The sequence below is a fragment of the Streptomyces sp. NEAU-W12 genome, from assembly GCF_026242095.1.
Classification (GTDB): domain Bacteria; phylum Actinomycetota; class Actinomycetes; order Streptomycetales; family Streptomycetaceae; genus Streptomyces.
In genome coordinates this window covers 134,243-153,160 of record NZ_JAPJDM010000023.1, presented here as the reverse complement: position 1 = coordinate 153,160, position 18,918 = coordinate 134,243, and the positions used below count along the sequence as shown (strand labels likewise).

The window sequence follows — 18,918 nt, the reverse complement described above, 5'->3', positions numbered from 1 at the left end:
CATCGTCAGGATGCGGGCGTTGGTGAACAGGACGGGACGTCCCGCGTCGTTCGAGAGGATCTCGTCGAGGGCCTTGGAGTTCCAGCCCGCGATGTCCGTGTCGGTGGTGCTCATTGCTCGCTCCTCGGGTGGGTTCGGGGTGATCGGTGTGTGCGGTGCGCGAAGCGCGCTGCTACGAGCCGGGCGGGCGCCGGGTGGCGCCGGGCGGCTTCTGCACCATCAGCTTCGGCGCGTCCCGTCATCGGAACCAGGCCGCCCTGCCCCCAGGTCCACCCCACCCACGGTGAGTGCCGCCCGGTGCGGCGGCGAGCGAGGACCGGCCCCGAACGACCTGCTCAGGAGGCGGGACGGTGGTCATGACACCCGTGGACGGTGGGGGCGCGGCACCCAGGAAGCCCTCACCCGGGGGGACGGCGGCCTGGTTGCTTCCCGACGCGGGGCCGAGGGTGGAGCCATGACCAGCAACGAAAAGCCCCGCGATCCACACGCGTACGTCGGGATGTGGGTGACCGCGGACGGCTTCATCCGCCAGGAACTGCTGCCGAACGGCCGCTACGACGAGGCCCGGGGCAACCGCCAAAGCGCCTACACCGGCCGCTACACCGTCACCGGCAGCCACCTCGACTACGTCGACGACACCGGCTTCACCGCCACCGGCGACGTCCGCGACGGTGTTCTCTTCCACGAGCACCTCGTGCTCTACCGCGAGGGCGACCCGCGCGTCCGGCAGGGAGCCCGACCGTGACCGGGGTCCAGCTGCGGGCGACCTGAGCCGCCGTCCCGAGCTCGCGAACGCCCGCCGCCCGACGGCGGCACAGCCGTCGGCCGGCCCGCGGGAGCCGACGTCGGCGGGATCATCGTCCGCCCCGCCGCCGGCCAAGCCTGAGCCGACCACCTGCCCCGTCCTCACCGCTCACGGTGGGGGCGGGGCAGCGCCGTCCCCCACGCGTCCGTACGGTCCGGGGGCCGGTGGTTCCTCGCCGCCGGGTACGTCCGGCGGCGCCGGCCCGTGATGGGCCCGAACGGGCGCTCCTCCCGCTCCTTCACGGCCTCCGGCCCGAGCGGCTCGTGGACCCCGCAGGCCGCCGGCGAGAGCAACCCCTTCGCGGGCAAGGCCAACAGCGGTGCCACCTGGACCAACGGCATCAGCCACGGTGACCTGGTCCGCGCCAACCCCGACCAGGTCATGACCGTCGACCTCTGCACCCTGCAGTTCCTCCACCAGGGCAAGGACCCCAACGCCGGTGGCGACCGCAACCGACTGCCGTGGCGGCCGGGTGTCCTCACCCTGCGGCGCTGACCTTCCCGACCCACGGTGACCGTGATGCGCCGCGGTCTGCGGGCGTGCGGGCGAGCGGTCCACGGCGTGGGCGGTTGCGCCTGCGGACCGAGACGCACCGCCTCGAGGAACCCCGGCCGTGCGGCGGCCGGGTGTCCTCGAGGCGGTGCGGTGCCGTTGCCACGGCCCCGCCCGCCCTCGAAGAGGCAGAGGCGCCCAGCGCGACGAGCACGGGGGCTTGCCGGTGCCGGAGTCACCGATCAGGCAGAGCGGTCGGCTTCTCCAGGTCCACCCGCAGCCGGCGAGGGTGTTCACGGTGGCCGGGGCGGCGGTGGGGCCGGCCTCGGAACCGGAGGTCCGCGAGGGCTCCTCCCGCGGGAACCCGGCTGCCCCGATCCGTCGTTCCGGGCGACGACGGGCCCGGTCGCTCGGGCCGGCCTCCGCCCCGGTGCGCGGTCCCCGGGGCGTTGTCCGGTGGCGTCAGCTCAGGAAGGCGAGCAGGCCCGCGGCGGCCGCGCAGACCAGCAGGACAGCGGCCGCGGCGGGGCCTCGTCGGTCGGCCGGAAGGCGGGTGAAGAGCCGGGAGAGTGCGCCGAGGACCGCGAGCGGGGGCGCGGCGCGCCAGACGTCGTGACCGGTCCTGCTCCCGGCGGCGGCGACGACGCCCGGGAGGTGTCCGACGGCGCGGAGCAGCGGTCCCACCATGGCCCGGCTGCGGCCGTGGACGGTGTTCCCGGACGCGGTCTGCTCGAGCGCCCGACGCAGGGCCGGTTCGTCGTTCGCCCAGTGCGACCGGAAACGGATGGTGCCTCCCGTGTCGATGAGGTAGGCGGAGTTCGGCTTGGGCGTGAAGGCGCGGTGCAGGGTGCCGTCGATGTCGTCGACCGCGACCTCGAACGGGAGGTCGTGGTGGTGGCGCAGTCGTTGCGCGTGCCGGTGTTTCTCCGCGGCGGTGGCCGGCTGGCCGATCGTCTGACCGGGGTGCGCCTCCCGGGTGTTGACCAGCACGAAGCGGACCCGCTCCCCGAAGCGCGCATGGAGTCGCTTGAGCACGGGCACGGCGCTCTCGGTGACGGGGCAGGTCCGCGATCCGAAGACCATGAGCACCGGCCGCCGGCCGAGTGCCCGGGAGGCGAACCGGCCTCCGTCGAGGGTGGGCAGGTCGAACTCCGGCAGGGGGCTGCCGGGGCCGAGGGCGTTCCGGCCGAACGTCATGTCGTCGATCAGGAGCCGTGTCCGGAAGCGTTCGAAGCGGTAGTGCGAACCGGTGTGGCGGGGCGGAGGGCGGAGGTCCATGGGTGCTCCTCGAGAGGGGGGAGTGTTCGGTTGACCGTTCGGTCAAGCGGGCGGGCAGGGGAATGCGGTGCCCTGGGTGAGGGCGGCGCCCTCCCGGTCGGGCCGAGGGCGGGTCGGCCGGGACCGGCAGGGTCAGGGGACGGGGGTCTCGATCAGGGTGCGGATCGCCGTCCTGGCCTCGGTGACGAGCGTCGGCCTGTCGTACGCCTTGGCCATGAGGGTGATGCCCTGGAGGAAGGCCAGCGCGCGCAGGGCTGCCGCGTCGGGGTCCACTCCTGCCGGGATGTCTCCCCTGAGCGAGGCCTCCGCGACGGCGTCGCGGAAGTACCGCTGCCATGCGGTCAGGATTTCGGTGATCCTGCGCCGGGCCTCTCCGGGCCGTCCGGCGAGTTCGAGTGCGAGGTTGCCGATGGGGCAGCCCGGCACGGCCCTCATCTGGTCCCGGGCCGCGGTCAGCATGCCGGCGAATCCGCCGACGAAGGCGTCGATCCGCTCCAGCGGCGGGGCCTCGCTGCCGAACGACTCGTCCAGGACGGCCTTGAGGAGCTCCCAGTTCGCGTCGATCACGGCGAGCCCGACGGCCTCTTTGGAGGGGAAGAAGTGGTAGAGGCTGCCGCGGTGCACTCCCGCCTCGCGGCACAGGTCGCCGATGCCGACATCGGCGAACGACGAGCCGTGGATCAACGCGCGCGCTGTCTGCACGAGACGGGTGCGGGTGTCGTCCGTCATCGGACCTCCATATGAACGATCGGTCAACCGTAAGGCGCGCTTGACCGTTCGGTCAAGTGGGGGGGGCCTGGCGTCGAGCCGGCCCGGCCGCCTCGGGTCCGCCCCTCTCCCGCACGGGCCGGACCGACCACCTGACCTGGATGCCGGCCCCGGCTGTTCGGCCGACGACCGTGCGGGCCGGGGTGGTACGGGGTGCTGACGCTCCGCGCTCCTTGGATCCGCCCGGACGGCGGTGATGCGGTGCCTGGCCCGCGGTTTCGCCCCGCCGTCCGCTGGTGACGTGTTTCCGATGCCCCGTCATGTCGAGTGCGTCGCGACCCCGGAGCCGACCCCGAAGGGCGGGGCGGGGCGGTGTCCACTCCAGGGCCGGGCGGTTGATCCGGGGGTGGGTCACCTCGGCGAGGGTGGCCGCGGACGTGATCACCCGCAGGTCGTCGGCGCGGGCGAGGGCCGGCCGCGCGGTGACTGCGCGGTCGCGCAGGACGGCCTTGGCCCGTCCTGCGTCGTCCGGGGCGAGGGTGCCACCCGGCGCGGGGGCGGGGGAGCGGAGCACGCGGCGTTCGCCCGGAGGCCGTCCGTCGTGCGCAGGGCGGCTCGGGCGGGCCGGCCGTGGTGAACCGCCGGGAAGGCTCGATCGCGCCCGTCGTGGAGTCTCGATCGGGCTCTGTTCAAGTCCCCCCTCCCCTGGCTACGTTACCCCCAGTAACAGATACGGGCCTGTCTGACGGCACGCCGCCCACTCCTGCCTCTGGAGTTCACCATGACGCTTTCCGCTCCCCGTCGTCCTCGCCGCCGGCGCCCCTTCGGCGTGGCCGTCCTTGTCGCCGCGGGGCTGACCGCAGGCGCACTGCCCACCGTCCCCGGCCCGGCCGGCGCGAGCGAGCCCCCGAAGCAGGCGCGGGAAGCCGCCTCGGAGGAGCTCAAGGAGGTGTTCTTCGTCGGCAACAACTGGGAGGGCACCGCCGACGTCATCAACTCCCGTGGCGACTACGCCAGAATCGGCCGGATCAACATGATCCCCGACAAGAAGGAGCGCCTGCGGGAGATCTACCTCAACCCCGTCAAGCTCGCCTTCTTCCTCGGTATCCGGCTCGGCCCGGGCGAGGGGCACGACCAGTACGTCGACGACATGTACACCACGAAGGACGGCAAGTCCGTCGTCGCCTCCCGGCCGAGTTTCGCCGACGTGGTCTCCCTCGACGTGGAGAGCGGAAAGATCAACTGGCGCTTCCCGGTGTCCGGTTTCCGCTCCGACCACATGGCGGTCTCCCCCGACGGCACCCGGGTCGCCGTCTCCTCCTCCACCTCCAACACCGTGCACGTCCTGGACATGGCGACGGGCAAGGAGGCGGGCAGCTTCAAGACGGGCGACAAGCCGCACGAGAACGTGTACACCGACGGCGGCAAGTACCTCTGGAACATGGCCATCGGCGAGGTCAACACCAACATGGACGCGCCCTGGCAGGACTTCACCAAGGGCGACCGCCGCATCACCATCGCCGACGCGAAGACCTTCGAGGTCAAGAAGATCATCGACATGCGCGAGCGGCTCGACGCCTTCGGTCGCAAGGACCTGTCCGACGCGCTGCGCCCCGTCGCCTTCACGCCCGACGAGTCGAAGCTGTACTTCCAGCTCTCCTTCTTCAACGGCTTCGTCGAGTACGACGTGCACCATGACGAGATCACCCGGGTGAAGACGCTGCCGAAGAACCCGGACACCAGCGACGACCGCACCACCTACGTCAACGACTCCCGCCACCACGGCATGTCCATGAGCCCCCGGGGCGACAAACTCTGCATCGCCGGGACCATGGACGACTACGTCACCGTCGTGAACCGCGAGACGCTTCAGGAGGGCCCGCTCGTCACCGCCTCCAAGCCGTACTGGGCCACCGTCAGCGGGGACGGCAAGCACTGCGTGGTGTCCGAGAGCGGTACCGACCAGGTGACGGCGATCGACTTCGCCACCGGCAAGAAGGTCACCTCGATCCCCGTCGGCGACCACCCGCAGCGGGTCCGCCTCGGCCACGTCCCCACGGGCTGGACCGGCCCCACCACCGGCTGAGACGCTTCGGAGCCCGAGTCCCACGCCGCTCCCACCCGCACCCGCCGGATCCGGTCTCGGGCCCCCGCCGCACCGGATCCGACGGTATGGGCGGGCGCACTTCCCCCTCACTCCCGGCGAAGGCTTCCTCCCTCCTCCTGGTCGTCGTGGCGGGGGCGCTCGGCAGCATCGGAGTGGAGGGCAAGGGCGTGTTCCACCTGGGGGTCATCGGTGGGGTGGTCCCGGTCGCCGGCTTCGTCCTCCCCTGACCGCGCCCGCGCCCGCGGCGGCGGTCAGTCGGCGGCCAGGGGGTGGCCAGGTGGCGGCCAGGGGGTGGTCGGAGCCGGCTGTCGGAGCAGCCCTCGGGTCAGTGCCCAGGAGTGGTCCGCCCCGTCCGTGACGGTGCGGAGGCGTCGGCGAGGTCGGCACCGGTGTCGGCGTCCCGCTGGGAGTGGCCGATGCCGTGCCAGTCCAGGCACATGACGGTCGCGTCGTCCTGCAGGTGACCGTGGTTGGCGGCGACGATCGCCGTGATCAGGGTGCGGGCGGCTTCGCGGGGGTGCAGGGCGCGGGTGCGGACGATCATGTCCGACAGGTCGAGGCTGTTGGCGTTGCGCTCCAGCATGCCGTCGGTGAGCATCACCAGCCGGTCACCCGGCCGCATGTCCAGCGCTTGAACCCGGTAGGTGTGGGGGACCTGGAAGCCGAACGGCATGTCGACCTCCGGAACGATCTCCTGCACCTGTCCGTCCCGCATGCGCAGGGGCCAGGGGTGGCCGGCGTTGATGAACTCGGTCCTGCCGTCGAGCAGGCTGATGCGCAGGAGCTGGCCGGTGACGTAGCCCTGGCGGCCGTGGTCCCGCATGGCCCGGTCGGCCTGGCGGGCCTGTTCGGCGAGGTCGACACCGGCTCGCCGGGCCCGGCGCAGGGCGCCCACCAGGAGGGTGGCCAGCAGTGCGGCTTCGACGTCGTGGCCCATGGCGTCGGTGACGGAGAGCTGGACGGTGTCCCGGTCGATCACGTAGTCGAAGGTGTCACCCCCGACGTGGTCGGCGGGCTCCAGCGCGCCGGCGACCGCGAACTGGGCGGCCTCGCACGCCAGCGACGCCGGGAGCAGCCGGTGCTGGATCTCCGCGGCCAGGCTCAGCGGGGTGGTGCGGCGGCCCCACTGGTACACGTCGGTGAAGGACCGGTTCGCGATGACGAGGTACGCCAGGGCGTGCGCGGTCTCGCCGATCTCCCGCATCACCTCGGCGTCCGGCACCGCGGGCAGGAACAGTTCGAGGAGCCCGATGGCGTCCCCCCGGTTGGTCACCGGGGCGACGATCCGCACCGACGCGCCCTCACCCTTGTCCTCCACCCTCGGCTGCTGGGTGCGGATCACGTCGTCGTACAGGGTGCCCCGCAGCGAGATGCGCCGGGCGGGCTCATCGGTGTCGACGCTGCCCGCGGCCCCCAGCCGTACGACCGAGCTGCCGGTGAAGTCGGTGATCAGGAACGACACCGACGCGGCCCCGAGGTGCTCCCTGAGCATGCGCGCGACCACGTCGAGCGACTCCACAGGCGCCGCGCTCTCCGCCGCAGCCAGCGTCCCCGCCAACGTCATCGCCCTGCCCCGGCCACCCCCGTTCCCGGGAGTGCGCGTGGTCGGCTCACCGTCCCCGTCAGGCCCGTACACGGTCACGGTGACTCCCTGCTTCTCGCTCCCCGCTGGGGGCTCAGGGCTCCGTCCTCCGTGCGCGAGGGGCCGGAGCCAAGCCCGGTACCGGGCAGATGCCATTGCACCACAGAGTCCCCGAACGGACGCGTCTGCCGGCCGACCGCTCGTCGCACGGTCCGCTGCCGCCGTGCGGGCCGCCCGGGACCCGCGGTCACCCGGCCCCTGCCAGGGTTCATGCCGTGGTGGCACTGAAGGCGAACCGGGGTGCCTGCCGGTGGTGCGCTCCGGGAGGCTCGCCGACGCCCGGACGTCGCAGGGGGCTGCGGGACGGCTCGTGCCGAGCGCCTGTGACGTCGGTGGAGAAGCGGTCACGGCCCGGCGGCGTCGGCCGACGTGGCTCCGGCCGTCGGCAGGCCGTCAGCAGGCCGTCGGTAAGCCGTGCTGCCGGGTGTCCCGACAGCGCCGTCGACGCGGACGGCTTGCTCTCCCCTTCTCCTCTCCCTCCCCGGCCTCCACCTCGGCGGAGCGAGCGGACGAGGCGGGCAGGGTGGGCAGCGCTACGCGCGCGGGTGCCCACATGTGACGACGGTGCACGTGCGGCCTCCGGTGGGTCGGTTGTGCCGATCGGTCATGCGCCGCACCCCGGTCGGCCGCATCCGCCGGAGTCGGCTGCCACCGCGGAACCCCTCGGTCCCACTCCCTCGTTGACCGGCGCGCGGCGCCGACCGAGGACGGGCGCCTCCTGCTCGCCCCGTCGCCGAGGCGGTTGCGGCCCACCGCTGAGGACGGTCCGTCCCCTGCAACCTCGCATGGGGTCTCTGTGAGGGACGAGGACGCGCGGCGTTGAGCTGGACTCCGTCGCCGCATCCAGCAGCGTGCTCGTGACACCTCACTGACCGGCCGACCGGTTCCGTCCGCTGTGGTGGGGTCCGTGTCCTCTTTCCGGCCGTTTCGCCGAGCGCGCTCACGCCTTCCCTCATCCTCATCGTGAAACAGGAGCAGGCGCTGGTGGACTACCGGGGCGCCGTGGTCGTCGTCACCCACGACCGCCGGATGCGGTCCCGGTTCACCGTGCCCGGCTCACCATGGACCACGGGCGCCTCGCCGAGTCCGGCGCGGGCTGAGCAGCCACATCCCCACGCGGGGCCCGGGACCTCGTTCCGAAGGGGCCGCGGCCAGGGCTCGCCACCCGCCTGTCCGAAGGTGATCCGTGCCGACTGCCCTTCGGTCGAAGCGTGAAAACCTTCACTCGCCAGAGTAGGTATTATCTTGTGGTGTGGTTATGGTTTCGTTCGTGGCCGGCCGGGATCGAGCAAGGTTCGGCGGGGCGGGCTGCTGGGCGGAAGCCCGGAGGAGTCCGACGCGTCTGTGTCGAACGCCGCCGGACCGCCGGGCCGTCCGGTCCGCCCGTGTCCTCGGGTGGTGCACTCCGGGTGGACCGATAGCTGCGACCGCGGGGTGGGGATTGAGTGCACCGCGCCGGGAGCGTTCTTACCGCAATGACCAAAGTGGAAGAATGTAACATGCACCGGCTGTCGTGGCGTGCTACCGTCGATTTCAGTTGCATACTCGGTTCCCGAACCTCAAGCGCCTCGAGCGGCATGTGTAGCCGTTGGAAGCGCTTTTTATTTCCGGTCATTCCGGGAGGGGCGTCATTGCGGCGAACCGGCATCCGCGTACCGCGGGTCCGGCGTGCGTACTGCCCCAAAGGAGATATGGCATGGCGTCCGGCACCGTGAAGTGGTCCACCGTGGCAAGAGGTTTCGGCTTCAAGGTCGCCTTCGGCGCCGCGCCGGGCCGGAAGAGCCCGACGGTCCAGAACATCGCTCCCGCTTGATGCCGACGCGCACCCTGCAGCGAGGGCCCGCATCTCCCGGGGTGCGGGCGCCCCGCTGCGGGCGTCCCACGTCCCGGACTCACGGGTGGGACCGCCCTCGCCCGCATCCGTACCGGATGTGCCGCACACCAGATTTGTTTTCTCGTTCCCTCCGGCTCGTTCTCGTGATCCCCGCACCGCTCTTGTGCGGCGGGAATTCCTTGATGCAGGCCGTATCAAGGAAGGTTCTGAATGAACCCCGCATCCACGGACGTCCGCCGCAGGAACAACGTCACCGTCACCGGCCGTGCGGACGGGCCGGTGCTCCTGCTGGCGCACGGGTTCGGCTGTGACCAGAACATGTGGCGCCTGGTGGTCCCCCTGCTGGCCGAGGACTTCCGGCTGGTGCTCTTCGACTACGTGGGCTCCGGCCGCTCGGACTCCACGGCCTGGAGCGAGCAGCGCTACGGCTCGTTGGAGGGCTACGCCGCGGACGTCCTGGACGTCTGTGAGGAGCTCGACCTGCGGGACGTGGTCTTCGTGGGGCACTCGGTCAGCGCCATGGTCGGGGTCCTCGCAGCGGCCGAGGCGCCCCAGCGGTTCTCCCGCCTGGTGATGGTGACTCCGTCGCCCCGCTACATCGACGAGGACGGGTACCGGGGCGGGTTCAGCGCGGACGACATCGGTGAGCTGCTGGAGTCGCTGGAGTCGAACTATCTGGGCTGGTCGGCGGCGATGGCCCCGGTGATCATGGGCAACGCGGACCGGCCCGAACTCGGCCAGGAGCTGACCACCTCGTTCTGCGCGACCGACCCGGACATGGCGCGGGTCTTCGCCCGCACGACGTTCCTGTCCGACAGCCGCCAGGACCTCAAGACGGTCGCGGTGCCGACGCTGGTGCTGGAGTGCAGGCAGGACGCGATCGCCCCCCGCGAGGTCGGTGCCTACGTCCACGACGCGATACCGGGCAGCCGCCTGGTCACGCTGGAGGCGACGGGGCACTGCCCGCAACTGAGCGCACCCCAGGCCACCGCGGCGGCGATCACCGACTTCATGAAGGAGGCCCGCTGATGGGCCGCAGCAGCCACTGTCCCGGTCGGCGGCCCGACGGGGAGCAAGCCGTGGAGGCAACCGACGTGGCCTTCACCGTCCTGCTGGAGGACAGCGCGGAGGAACTGTACGAGCAGGCGCCCTGCGGCTACCTGTCCACGCTGATGGACGGCACCATCGCGAAGATCAACACCACCCTTCTGGAGTGGCTGGGTCTTTCGCGGCAGGAAGTGGTGGGCCGGATGCGGTTCAGCGATCTGCTCACCGTGGGCGGCAAGCTCTACCACGAGACGCACTTCGCCCCGCTGTTGCAGATGAACGGTGAGGTCAGCGGCGTCGCCCTGGACATCAGAACCACTGACGGGCAGCGGATGCCGGTGCTCGTCACCTCGAAGGTGAAGACCAGCGACCACGGCGGACCGATGCTCGTCCGCACCACGGTCTTCGACGCCCGCGACCGCCGCGCCTACGAGACCGAGCTGCTGCGCGGACGCAGGGAAGCCGAAGAAGCGCGCCGACAGGCCGAGGTCGACCGCGAACGGCTCCAGGAAGCCCTCGCCGTCCTGCAGCAGAGCCTGCTGCCCGCCGAGCTGCCCACGGTCCCGGGCCTGGAAGCCGGCTCCTACTACCACACCGCCTCTCCGGATCTCCTCGGCGGAGACTTCTACGACCTGTTCTCCCTCGGCGCGGACCGGTGGGCGTTCTTCCTCGGCGACGTGTGCGGCAAGGGCCCCCAGGCCGCCGCGGTCACCTCACTGGTCCGCCACACGCTGCGGGCGGCGGCCCTGCACGACCAGGACCCCGTCACCGTACTGACCACCCTGAACACGGTGCTGCACGAGCGGTACACCAGCGGCGACCCCCGGTACTGCACCGCCGTCTTCGGCACCCTGCACCCGGGCAGCGACCATGTCGGCGTGCACCTGGCCTCCGGCGGCCACCCCTCCGCACTGATCCAGCGCGCCGACGGCACCACGCACTACCTCCCCACCCCCGACGGCATGCTCATCGGCGCCCTGCCGCAGGCACAGTTCACCTCCGCCCGCACCCGGCTGTCCCCCGGTGACACCCTGCTGCTCTACACCGACGGCCTGACCGAAGCCCGCACCGGGCCCGAGCGTGAGCTCTACGGCGACGACGCCCTGCGCGCCTTCGTCTCCGAACAGCCCGCCGAGGGACCCCAGGCCCTTGTCACCGCTCTGGCAGGGCTCCTCGCCCGCTTCGACGACGGACTCGACGACGACACGGCGCTGCTCGCCCTCGGTGTGCCCGCCCCGCTTCCCACCCCCGCGAGTGGTGACCTGACATGAGCCCGTTGACGATCACTGCCCGGGACGCGGTCACCGGTCCCGTACTGGAAATCACCGGTGACCTCGACTACACGACGGCACCCGAACTCCGCCAGAGCCTGGACCGCCTCGTCCTGGCCGAGGGACAACTGCTGGTCCTGGACCTGGACGGCCTGGAGTTCTGCGACTCCAGCGGCATCACCGTTTTGCTGGTGGCACGCAACCTGGCCACGGAACACAGGGGCGGCATGGCCCTGGCCGCAGTCCCCGCCAACACCGCCCGGATCCTGCGCATCGCCGGCCTGGACCGGGTCTTCACCCTCCACCCCGACACGGCGACAGCCACCAGGCCCGGTTCCACAACCCGCTGATCATCGGGAGCCGAGGGACCGCGGAGCCCCCGCCCACCCATGCCCGAGCCCTCGATCCGGCTCGCCGGGCCGGGAGGCGCGGACACCGGGCCCCGGGCCGGTCAGGAGCAGAACCGGGCCGGGCCGGCCCGGGCGTGAGGTTCCACGCCCAGTCGTACGGGGTAGCCGGTGAGAGGCGGTCGCCGCCCGCTCGGGTGAGGGGGCGCGGGCCGCACCGGCGGACGCGCACACGACGACCGAGGCGCCGCCCGGGCCCGGAGGCGCTCCCGCGCCGTGTCGGAGGAGGACGAGGGTGACACCCGTGCGGCTGCTGCTGGTCTCCGACACGCACGTGCCGGCGCGCGCCAGGCGACTGCCCTCCGAGGTGCTGGACGAGACGGAGCGGGCCGACGTCGTGATACACGCGGGGGACTGGATCGACACCCCCACGCTCGACCTGCTGGAGACACGCGCGCGGCGGCTGATCGGGGTGTCCGGTAACAACGACGGCCCCGAGCTGCGCGAACGGCTCCCCGAGGTGGCCCGGGCGGAGCTGGGAGGGCTGCGGTTCGGCGTCGTGCACGAGACGGGCCCGGCGCGAGGACGGGAAGCCCGCTGCGCCGAGCGCTTTCCCGACCTGGACGTCCTGGTCTTCGGCCACAGCCACATCCCCTGGGACACCGGCGCGCCGGGCGGCCTGCGCCTGCTGAACCCGGGGTCGCCGACGGACCGCAGGCGGCAGCCGTACTGCACGTACATGACTCTCGTCGTGGCGGACGGCGTCCCGGGCGAGGTCACCCTGCACCGACTGCCGCGACGCTGACCGACGATCCCCTGCCGCGCGGCAGAACCGGTCAGGCGACGTCCACCGTCGGGCCGTCCGGCGTGAGGGCGGCCACCCGGCCCCGGTCGCAGTGGACGACCCGCTCCCCGAGGCCGCGGCGGTCCATCTCCTCGAGGAACGCGCTCAGCGGCGACTTCATCACCGTGTAGTCGTCATGGTGCACGGGAAGCGTGAACCGCGGACCGAGACGCCGGCTGAGTTCCGCTCCCCGCCCGCCGTCCATGGTGACCACGAAACCCCCGGCAGCCGCGTGCCGCCCAGGTGCAGAACCGCGAGGTCCGTGTCCGGGGAGCGCCTGTGGATCTCCTCTGCTCCGTCGAAGAGGAGCGTGTCCCCCGACACGTACACGCGCAGGCGCACCGGCCCGCCCACCGGGCCGAATTCCAGCATGCTCCCCATGACCGGCGGCAGGAAGGCCGCGCAGAGGTCCGACGGCGTGGCGCCCGGGCACCGCGGTCAGACGAACCTGGTGGCCCTCCCTGGAGAGGGTGTGGTGCTGCCAGTCGCGCAGGCCCCTGGCGTGGCGGAAACCCTGAAGGGTCCGGGGGCGTCGCGCCGCGTGCGGGGTGGTGAGGACGGGCAGTGCCCGGTCGAGGTTTCTGCGGGCCATCCGGTCCCAGTGGTCCCCGTGCAGGTGGGAGAGAACGACGGCGTCGAGGCCGGCGGGGAGCTGATCCACGGTGGCGGCCGGCTCCTTCAGCCGCCTCGTCAGCAGTCCGTACCCCAGATGCGCGTGCTGCCCGCGGTACAGGAAGTTCGGGTCGGTGAGCAGGGTCAGGGCCCCGTACCGTACGAGCAGGGTCGCGTTGCCGATGAACTGGACGCGCCCAGCCGATTCGGCCGACGACAGCATCGTGACTCCTCCCGTGTCCGTTCCGCCCTGACCTCCGCGGTTCTGCCTACCGCCAAGTGTGAACCGCGGGTACGGCATCCGTCCTTTCACCGAGCGCACTCCCGCCAGGCAGTTCGCTGTACGTACGTTCCCGCGCATCACGGGGTGGCTCTCCTGCGCACCGCCCGCGCGGGGGTGAGGACATCCGTCAACGGACGCTCGTGGGAGAGGCTTCCGCCTTGTCCGGCTCGGGACCGTCACCACCGGCGCGCGTTATCGCGTTGCCAACTAGTCTTTCCGAGCGAACAGTTGAGAAATCCCGCACCATGTCGCACCTGAAGGGCAGCAGAGATGAGAGTGACACTGGCCGTCGATGCCGGGGGCGGAGACGTGGCCGGGGCTTCGGAGGATCTCTACCAGTGGCTTCGCCAGGACCCGGACCTGCGCGTGCTCGTCCGCCGGGAGGTGCCCGCCGCGCCACCGGGCGGAACCATGGGCGCTCTGGGAGAGCTGATCTCCCTGCTGCTGGCTCCCGGCGGGCCGACGGCGGCTCTGGGGGCGGCCGTCGTGGTGTGGCTGCAGGGCCGCCGGGGCAATCAGACCGTCACCCTCAGCCTGCCGGACGGCACCCAGGTCGTGGTGTCCTCGGAGAAGGTGCGCGGCCTGACCGCCGAAGGCGCCGGTGAACTGGCCGAGCGGGTCGCCGCAGCGCTTCAGCAGGAGCGGAACCCACAGACGGCGCCGGGCACGCAGAGGCCGGGGGAAACGCAGGAAGCACAAAGAGCCCAGGAAGCACAGGAAGCACAGAGAGCCCAGGAAGCACAGGAAGCACAGAGAGCACAGAGATCCCAGGGAGCACGAGGCATCGCGGAGGACGACGGTCGCGTCGGCCCGTCCGCAGAAGCGGGCTGACCATGGCGGCGGTGGACGGGCAGGAACCACCGGCGAGAGCGGATCTGGCGGCGGCCGGCTGCCACGCACTGGTGCTCGGGACGGCCGCCCATCCGGGACGGCACCTGCCCGGTCTGCCGTCCGCCCTCCGGTCGGCGCAGGACGTGGCCGAGACCCTGAGCACGGTGTGCGGCATGGGAGAGAGGGTCACGCTGCTCACCGACCCGACGTCGCCGAGCGACGTCCTGGAGGCACTGGCGACGGCCATCGGCCGGGCCGAACCCACCGAGCAGCGGTACGAGCGCGGAACCGTCCTCCTCTACTTCGTCGGGCACGGACTGCGCGGACCCGGCGGGCAGCTCTACCTGGCGACGGCGAGCACCAAGTCCCAGACCGACCTGGCGCACTCCGTGCCCTACACGGAGGTCGAGCGCTACCTGAGCGACGCCGCCGCCGACCCGGTCGTGATCCTCGACTGCTGTTTCGCGGGGAACGCACAGGAACCAGGCCGGCCGGCCGCCGCGGACCCGTTCGCCGGTGCCCGGCCCACCGGCAGCTATCTGCTCGCATCGGCGATGCGCAACGCCCTGGCATACGCCCCGCCGGACGCGGAGCACACCCTCTTCAGCGGTCACCTGCTCAGCCTTCTGCGGGAGGGCGACGCGGGCGGCCCGAAGTGGCTGACGCTGGGTGGCGTCTACCGGCTGCTCGACCAGCTGCTCCAGGGCAGCGCCGCCCGCCCGTACGGCGGTGGCACCGCGCGCATGAGCGAGCTGACCATCGCTCTCAACCGGCGGTACGAGCCGCTACCGGGCCCGCGCACCGGACAGCAGGCGGCCGACGCCCCGGATCCGGATGCCGTCTGTCCCTACCCCGGCATCCTTCCCTTCCTCCCCGAGCAGCACCGTCTCTTCTTCGGCCGCGAGGAACTGACCCAGGAGCTGCTCCGCCGCGTCGAGCAGGCACGCCCCGGTGAGCCGGTGGTCCTGGTGGGGCCGTCGGGGGTCGGCAAGTCCTCGCTCCTGCGGGCAGGGCTCAGCGTGGCCGCGGAACAGGCGGGGCTCGGTCCCGTACGGCTGGTGTCCGCACCGGGTGAACGGCCCTTCCGCAGGCTCGCCGAGGAGTGGGCGGCAGCGGTGGGCAGGGCCCCCTCCGACGTCGTACGGGATCTGGAACGCGGGCGCTTCAGCCGGCCCGCGGCGACGGGGACCGGAGCCGGGGCCGGGCAGGCACCGCGTCTCCTCGTCATCGACCAGCTCGAGGAGTACTTCACGCTCTGCTCGGACGAGGCCGAACGCGAGCGGTTCGCCGCCGCCCTCACTGCGGGTGCGGCTGCGAGTGCGGGAGCGGATACGGACGAGGACGGCACCGGGGGCCCGACGCCTGCTCCGCGTCTGGTCCTGGCCCTGCGCGCCGACTACTACGGCGACGCCCTGAGCGACCCCCGCCTGGCGCCCGTCGTACGGCCGGGCCACTTCGCCGTGCCCGCGCTGGCCGACGAGGAGGTCGAGGCCGCGATCGTGCGCCCGGCCCAGTACGCGGGCCTGCGGTGGGAGGAGGGCGTACCGCAGCTCCTGCGGCGCGATGTGAACGAGGAGCGACGTGCCACGGGCGATGCCGCGGCGCTGCCCTTCCTGGCCTACGCCCTCCCCGAGATCTGGCTGCGGCGCCGGGGGACGACGCTGACGTACGCCGGTTACGCCGCCGCCGGAGGCATACGGGGTGCGGTGGCCACGGCCGCCGACAGGATCCACGACTCCCTCGACGCCACCGGCCGCACGGCGCTGCGGAGCCTCCTGCTGGCCATGGTCCACGTCGCCGACGGCGAGGGGCGGCTGGTCCGTCGCCGGGTGCCGCCGGCGGAACTGGCCGGGAGCGAGGACCTGCTGCGCCGGCTCGCGGACGCCCGCCTGGTCGTCGTCGACGAGCAGGGCGGGGCGCAACTCGGCCACGACTCGCTGCTGCACGCGTGGACGAGGCTGAGCGGCTGGATCGACGAGGTCCGGGACGACCTGCTGAGACTCCGCCGGCTGACCGCCGCCGCGGAAGGCTGGGCGGAGGCCGGACGCAAACCGAGCGGCCTCTACGAGGGCGATGCCCTGGAGGAGGCGAAGAAGCTCACCGCGGAGCACACCGCCCGGCCGGTCCGGGAAGCACTGCCCGCCCGGAACAGTCCGCAGGCTCAGGAACCTCCGGCCGCTCAGGACGACCGGCCGGCCCGGGAAACCCGCCGGGGGGCCACCGACGGCCCGGCCGTCGCCGTCGCACCGGCGGTCGCCCGCGTGCCCGTCCCGCACGTGGTGCGGGATTTCGTCGCCGCGAGCGACCACGCACAGCGGCGCCGGCGCCTCGTCACGCGGGCGTGGATCGCCTCCCTCTCGGTGCTGGCCCTGGTGGCGACGTCCCTCTTCGGATGGGCGTTCCATGAGAACGGGCAGGCGGAAAGCCGGGAGAAGAGCCTGGTCGCCAGGGAGTTGGCAGCCAAGGCCGACGCCCTGCGCGACCACGACCCGCAGACCGCCCTCCGCCTCGGCCTGGCCGCCTACCGCACGGCGGTCACTCCCGAGACCCGCTCCAGCCTGTACGCGGCCTCGATGACCGTCACACCGGTGCACCTCGTGCCCGGGAAGCCGTACCGGGTGCCCGTTCTCAACGTCGCCTACAGCCCGGACGGCCAGGTCCTGGCCGCGAGTCACCGGGGCGACGGACCCGACGGCGGCCGTGTCCAGTTGTGGGACGTGTCCGCGCCCACCAGGCCCGTCGAAGCGGGCCGGTTCACGCTGAAGAGCAGTACGGCCATCGCCTTCCACCCGCGCTCACGGATCCTCGCCGCGCAGTCGGCGGACGAACTGACGCTGTGGGACACCGCGGACCCGCGGAAGCCGAGACGGCTCGCCCTGGTGCGGCTCGCCCACCGCACGACGTACACGCTGGCCTTCAGCAAGGACGGCCGGACCCTTGCGGCGGGCAGCAGGAAGGGACTGCTGCGGCTGTGGAACGTGAGCGACCCCGCCCGGCCCACGCTGCGAGCGCAGCGGACGGTCGCCGAGTCGCCGTTGGTCTCCTTGGCCTTCACCCGCGACGGAGGGCACCTGGTCACGGGCAACAGCAACGGGGACACGGGCAGCGAGCCCGCGCAGGTGCGGCTGTGGGACGTCGGCGACCCGGACCGGCCCGTGCTGCGGGACACGGAACGGGCCGAGACGGTCATGGCGGTGGCGGCCCACCCCCGCCGCGACCTGGTGGTCGCCACCGGCGGATACGGAAAGATCGCCTGGTGGGAGGTGGCGGACGGGCCGGATCTGCGACGCGTGAAGACGGAGGAGTACAGGGACAGATGGGGCGCCGACGCCAGTGGCATGCCGTCCCTGGCTTTCAGCGGGGACGGCAGGTTCCTGGCGGGAGCGGACCGCGACAACGGCGTCAGACGGGCCGACACGACCAGGAAGGTGTCGGATCTGGTGGACGGCCCACCTGGGGTGACTCTGCCGACGGGCGAACCGTCCCAGTCGGTCGCGTTCAGCCCGGACAGCAGGCATCTGGCGGTCGGCGAGGTGGGCGGAGAGATACGGGTGTGGCCCGACCGGCCCTGGGCGCCGGCGTTCGCGGGCGGCCTCCACGTCATGCCCCAGACGGGCACCAGCCCGTTCAGCGCCGACGGTGAGCTGGTCATCGCCTCGCAGCAGGACGAGGCGGGCCGTACGACGAAGGTCTGGGACGTCGGCGACATCGAGGCGCCCAAGGTCCGGTACACCCTGCCGAAGGGATGGGAGGCGAAGTTCTTCCTGACGCGCCGCGAGAAGCCGATGTTCCTGGCCCACCACTGGACCGGGGGGCTGGACCACACTCTCCAGATCTGGCAGGTGGAGCCGGACGGAGCCGTGAAGAAGAGTTCAAGCATCCGGTACACCGCCGACGTCTCGAGCATCGCCGTGAGTCCCGACGGCACGCTCCTCGCGGTGGGCTCGCACGAGGAACCCGGCACTGCCCTGTGGGACATCCGGGACCCGGCGAGACCCGTGCGCCGGGGCACGGTCGCGGTGAGGGCGAGCAGCACGCTCGGAAGCTCGGGGAGCCTGTGGTTCGCCGGGGAACGGTCACTGGCGACGACGGAGAAGGGCCGGCACATCAGGTTCTGGGACGTCTCCGACCCCGCCCGCCCCCGCAAGGGCGGTCGCATCGACGAGGCGGCGTCGATGGAGGGCGCGATGTACTACGGCTCGTCCCGGCTCCTCGTCACCGAGGAGGTGGCGGACGAGATCCGGCTCTGGGACCTCTCCCGGCCCGCGCATCCCGTCAGGGGCGGCCGGCTTCCGGCCGCACCCGGGGGCTACTTCCCCTCGGGCAGGGGACAGTTGGCGCTGATGCTGGCCGACGGGAGCGTCGAGTTCTGGGACGTCTCCGATCCGGCGCATCCCGAGAAGACGGGCCGCGACCTCCTGTTCGACCGCGAGGTCGAATCCATCGGCATGACCTCCGACGGCCGCTACGCGGTGACGAGCGAGCCCTATCGCCTCTGGTCCGTCGGAGAGGACGGACGGTGGAACACCCCCGAACTCCTCACGCTGGAGCACGCGGACGCGGTACACGTGCCGCCGGCGGCATCACCGCGCGCCCCCCGATGGCTGGCCGTCACCGACTACGGCACCTCCGGCATGACACCGGAGACGACCTACGTGCTCGACTTCGACACCGACGGCCTCCACAAGGACCTGTGCACGGCCTACCCCTCGGACGTCCCCGAGGACCGGTGGGACCAGTTGTTCCCCCACCTGACCCACCGGGAGTCCTGCGACTGACCCCACGGGGCCGGGGCGGATGAATAGGCGCAGCCGTGC

The 18,918-nt window shown here is 72.2% G+C and carries 13 protein-coding genes and 2 pseudogenes; 10 read left to right on the top strand and 5 right to left on the bottom strand.

Translation table 11 applies throughout. The features are described 5' to 3' along the window. The first annotated feature begins 454 nt into the window (after nt 1-454). Entirely contained in the window at nt 455-745 is a 291-nt protein-coding gene (locus tag ORI94_RS26850) for an Atu4866 domain-containing protein (RefSeq protein ID WP_266080208.1), read from the top strand. A 267-nt stretch (nt 746-1,012) separates the two neighbouring features. After that, nucleotides 1,013-1,300: pseudogene (locus ORI94_RS26845) on the top strand (non-reducing end alpha-L-arabinofuranosidase family hydrolase); the annotation flags it as partial. A 459-nt stretch (nt 1,301-1,759) separates the two neighbouring features. Here the strand turns inward: ORI94_RS26845 and ORI94_RS26840 are convergent. The 3 genes and pseudogenes from ORI94_RS26840 to ORI94_RS26830 form a co-directional block, all read right to left on the bottom strand. Further along, complete coding sequence (locus ORI94_RS26840; protein WP_266080206.1) at nt 1,760-2,575, bottom strand: TlpA family protein disulfide reductase; 816 nt, start codon at nt 2,573-2,575, stop codon at nt 1,760-1,762. A 132-nt stretch (nt 2,576-2,707) separates the two neighbouring features. Beyond that, nucleotides 2,708-3,304 carry a TetR/AcrR family transcriptional regulator gene (locus ORI94_RS26835; protein ID WP_266080204.1) on the bottom strand — a complete coding sequence of 199 codons (597 nt, stop codon included), beginning with the start codon at nt 3,302-3,304 and terminating at the stop codon, nt 2,708-2,710. Nucleotides 3,305-3,647: 343 nt separating this feature from the next. Continuing rightward, nucleotides 3,648-3,857: pseudogene (locus ORI94_RS26830) on the bottom strand (DNA-binding protein); the annotation flags it as partial. A gap of 207 nt (nt 3,858-4,064) precedes the next feature. Between ORI94_RS26830 and ORI94_RS26825 the strand changes: the two are divergent. Continuing rightward, on the top strand, nt 4,065-5,369 hold the full coding sequence (locus ORI94_RS26825; RefSeq protein ID WP_266080202.1) for a YncE family protein: 1,305 nt from the start codon (nt 4,065-4,067) through the stop codon (nt 5,367-5,369). 86 nt (nt 5,370-5,455) lie between these two features. Beyond that, complete coding sequence (locus ORI94_RS26820; protein WP_266080200.1) at nt 5,456-5,617, top strand: hypothetical protein; 162 nt, start codon at nt 5,456-5,458, stop codon at nt 5,615-5,617. A 98-nt stretch (nt 5,618-5,715) separates the two neighbouring features. Here the strand turns inward: ORI94_RS26820 and ORI94_RS26815 are convergent, their stop codons facing one another. Continuing rightward, complete coding sequence (locus ORI94_RS26815; protein ID WP_266080228.1) at nt 5,716-6,954, bottom strand: PP2C family protein-serine/threonine phosphatase; 1,239 nt, start codon at nt 6,952-6,954, stop codon at nt 5,716-5,718. A gap of 2,122 nt (nt 6,955-9,076) precedes the next feature. Here ORI94_RS26815 and ORI94_RS26810 point away from each other — a divergent pair. From ORI94_RS26810 to ORI94_RS26795, 4 genes are all read left to right on the top strand, one after another. Next, the gene (locus ORI94_RS26810; RefSeq protein ID WP_266080198.1) at nt 9,077-9,895 is read left to right on the top strand and encodes an alpha/beta fold hydrolase; all 819 of its coding nucleotides are present in this window, start codon (nt 9,077-9,079) and stop codon (nt 9,893-9,895) included. After that, nucleotides 9,895-11,184 (top strand): PP2C family protein-serine/threonine phosphatase, encoded by a 1,290-nt coding sequence (locus ORI94_RS26805; protein WP_266080196.1) that lies wholly within the window; start codon nt 9,895-9,897, stop codon nt 11,182-11,184. Before ORI94_RS26810 ends, ORI94_RS26805 begins: the two co-directional genes overlap by 1 nt. Continuing rightward, on the top strand, nt 11,181-11,534 hold the full coding sequence (locus ORI94_RS26800; RefSeq protein ID WP_266080194.1) for an STAS domain-containing protein: 354 nt from the start codon (nt 11,181-11,183) through the stop codon (nt 11,532-11,534). The genes ORI94_RS26805 and ORI94_RS26800 overlap by 4 nt, the downstream gene beginning before the upstream one ends. 301 nt (nt 11,535-11,835) lie before the next feature. Beyond that, nucleotides 11,836-12,336 carry a metallophosphoesterase family protein gene (locus tag ORI94_RS26795; protein WP_266080226.1) on the top strand — a complete coding sequence of 167 codons (501 nt, stop codon included), beginning with the start codon at nt 11,836-11,838 and terminating at the stop codon, nt 12,334-12,336. Between the two features lie 31 nt (nt 12,337-12,367). Here ORI94_RS26795 and ORI94_RS26790 read toward each other — a convergent pair whose 3' ends face one another. Then, nucleotides 12,368-13,210, bottom strand: a complete 843-nt coding sequence (locus tag ORI94_RS26790; RefSeq protein ID WP_416237904.1) for an MBL fold metallo-hydrolase — start codon at nt 13,208-13,210, stop codon at nt 12,368-12,370. Between the two features lie 330 nt (nt 13,211-13,540). Between ORI94_RS26790 and ORI94_RS26785 the strand changes: the two genes are divergently transcribed. Together ORI94_RS26785 and ORI94_RS26780 are read left to right on the top strand one after the other, a co-directional pair. Next, nucleotides 13,541-14,101, top strand: coding sequence for an effector-associated constant component EACC1 (locus tag ORI94_RS26785; protein ID WP_266080192.1), 561 nt, complete (start codon nt 13,541-13,543; stop codon nt 14,099-14,101). A gap of 2 nt (nt 14,102-14,103) precedes the next feature. Continuing rightward, nucleotides 14,104-18,879 carry a caspase, EACC1-associated type gene (locus ORI94_RS26780; protein WP_266080190.1) on the top strand — a complete coding sequence of 1,592 codons (4,776 nt, stop codon included), beginning with the start codon at nt 14,104-14,106 and terminating at the stop codon, nt 18,877-18,879. Nucleotides 18,880-18,918 lie beyond the last annotated feature (39 nt).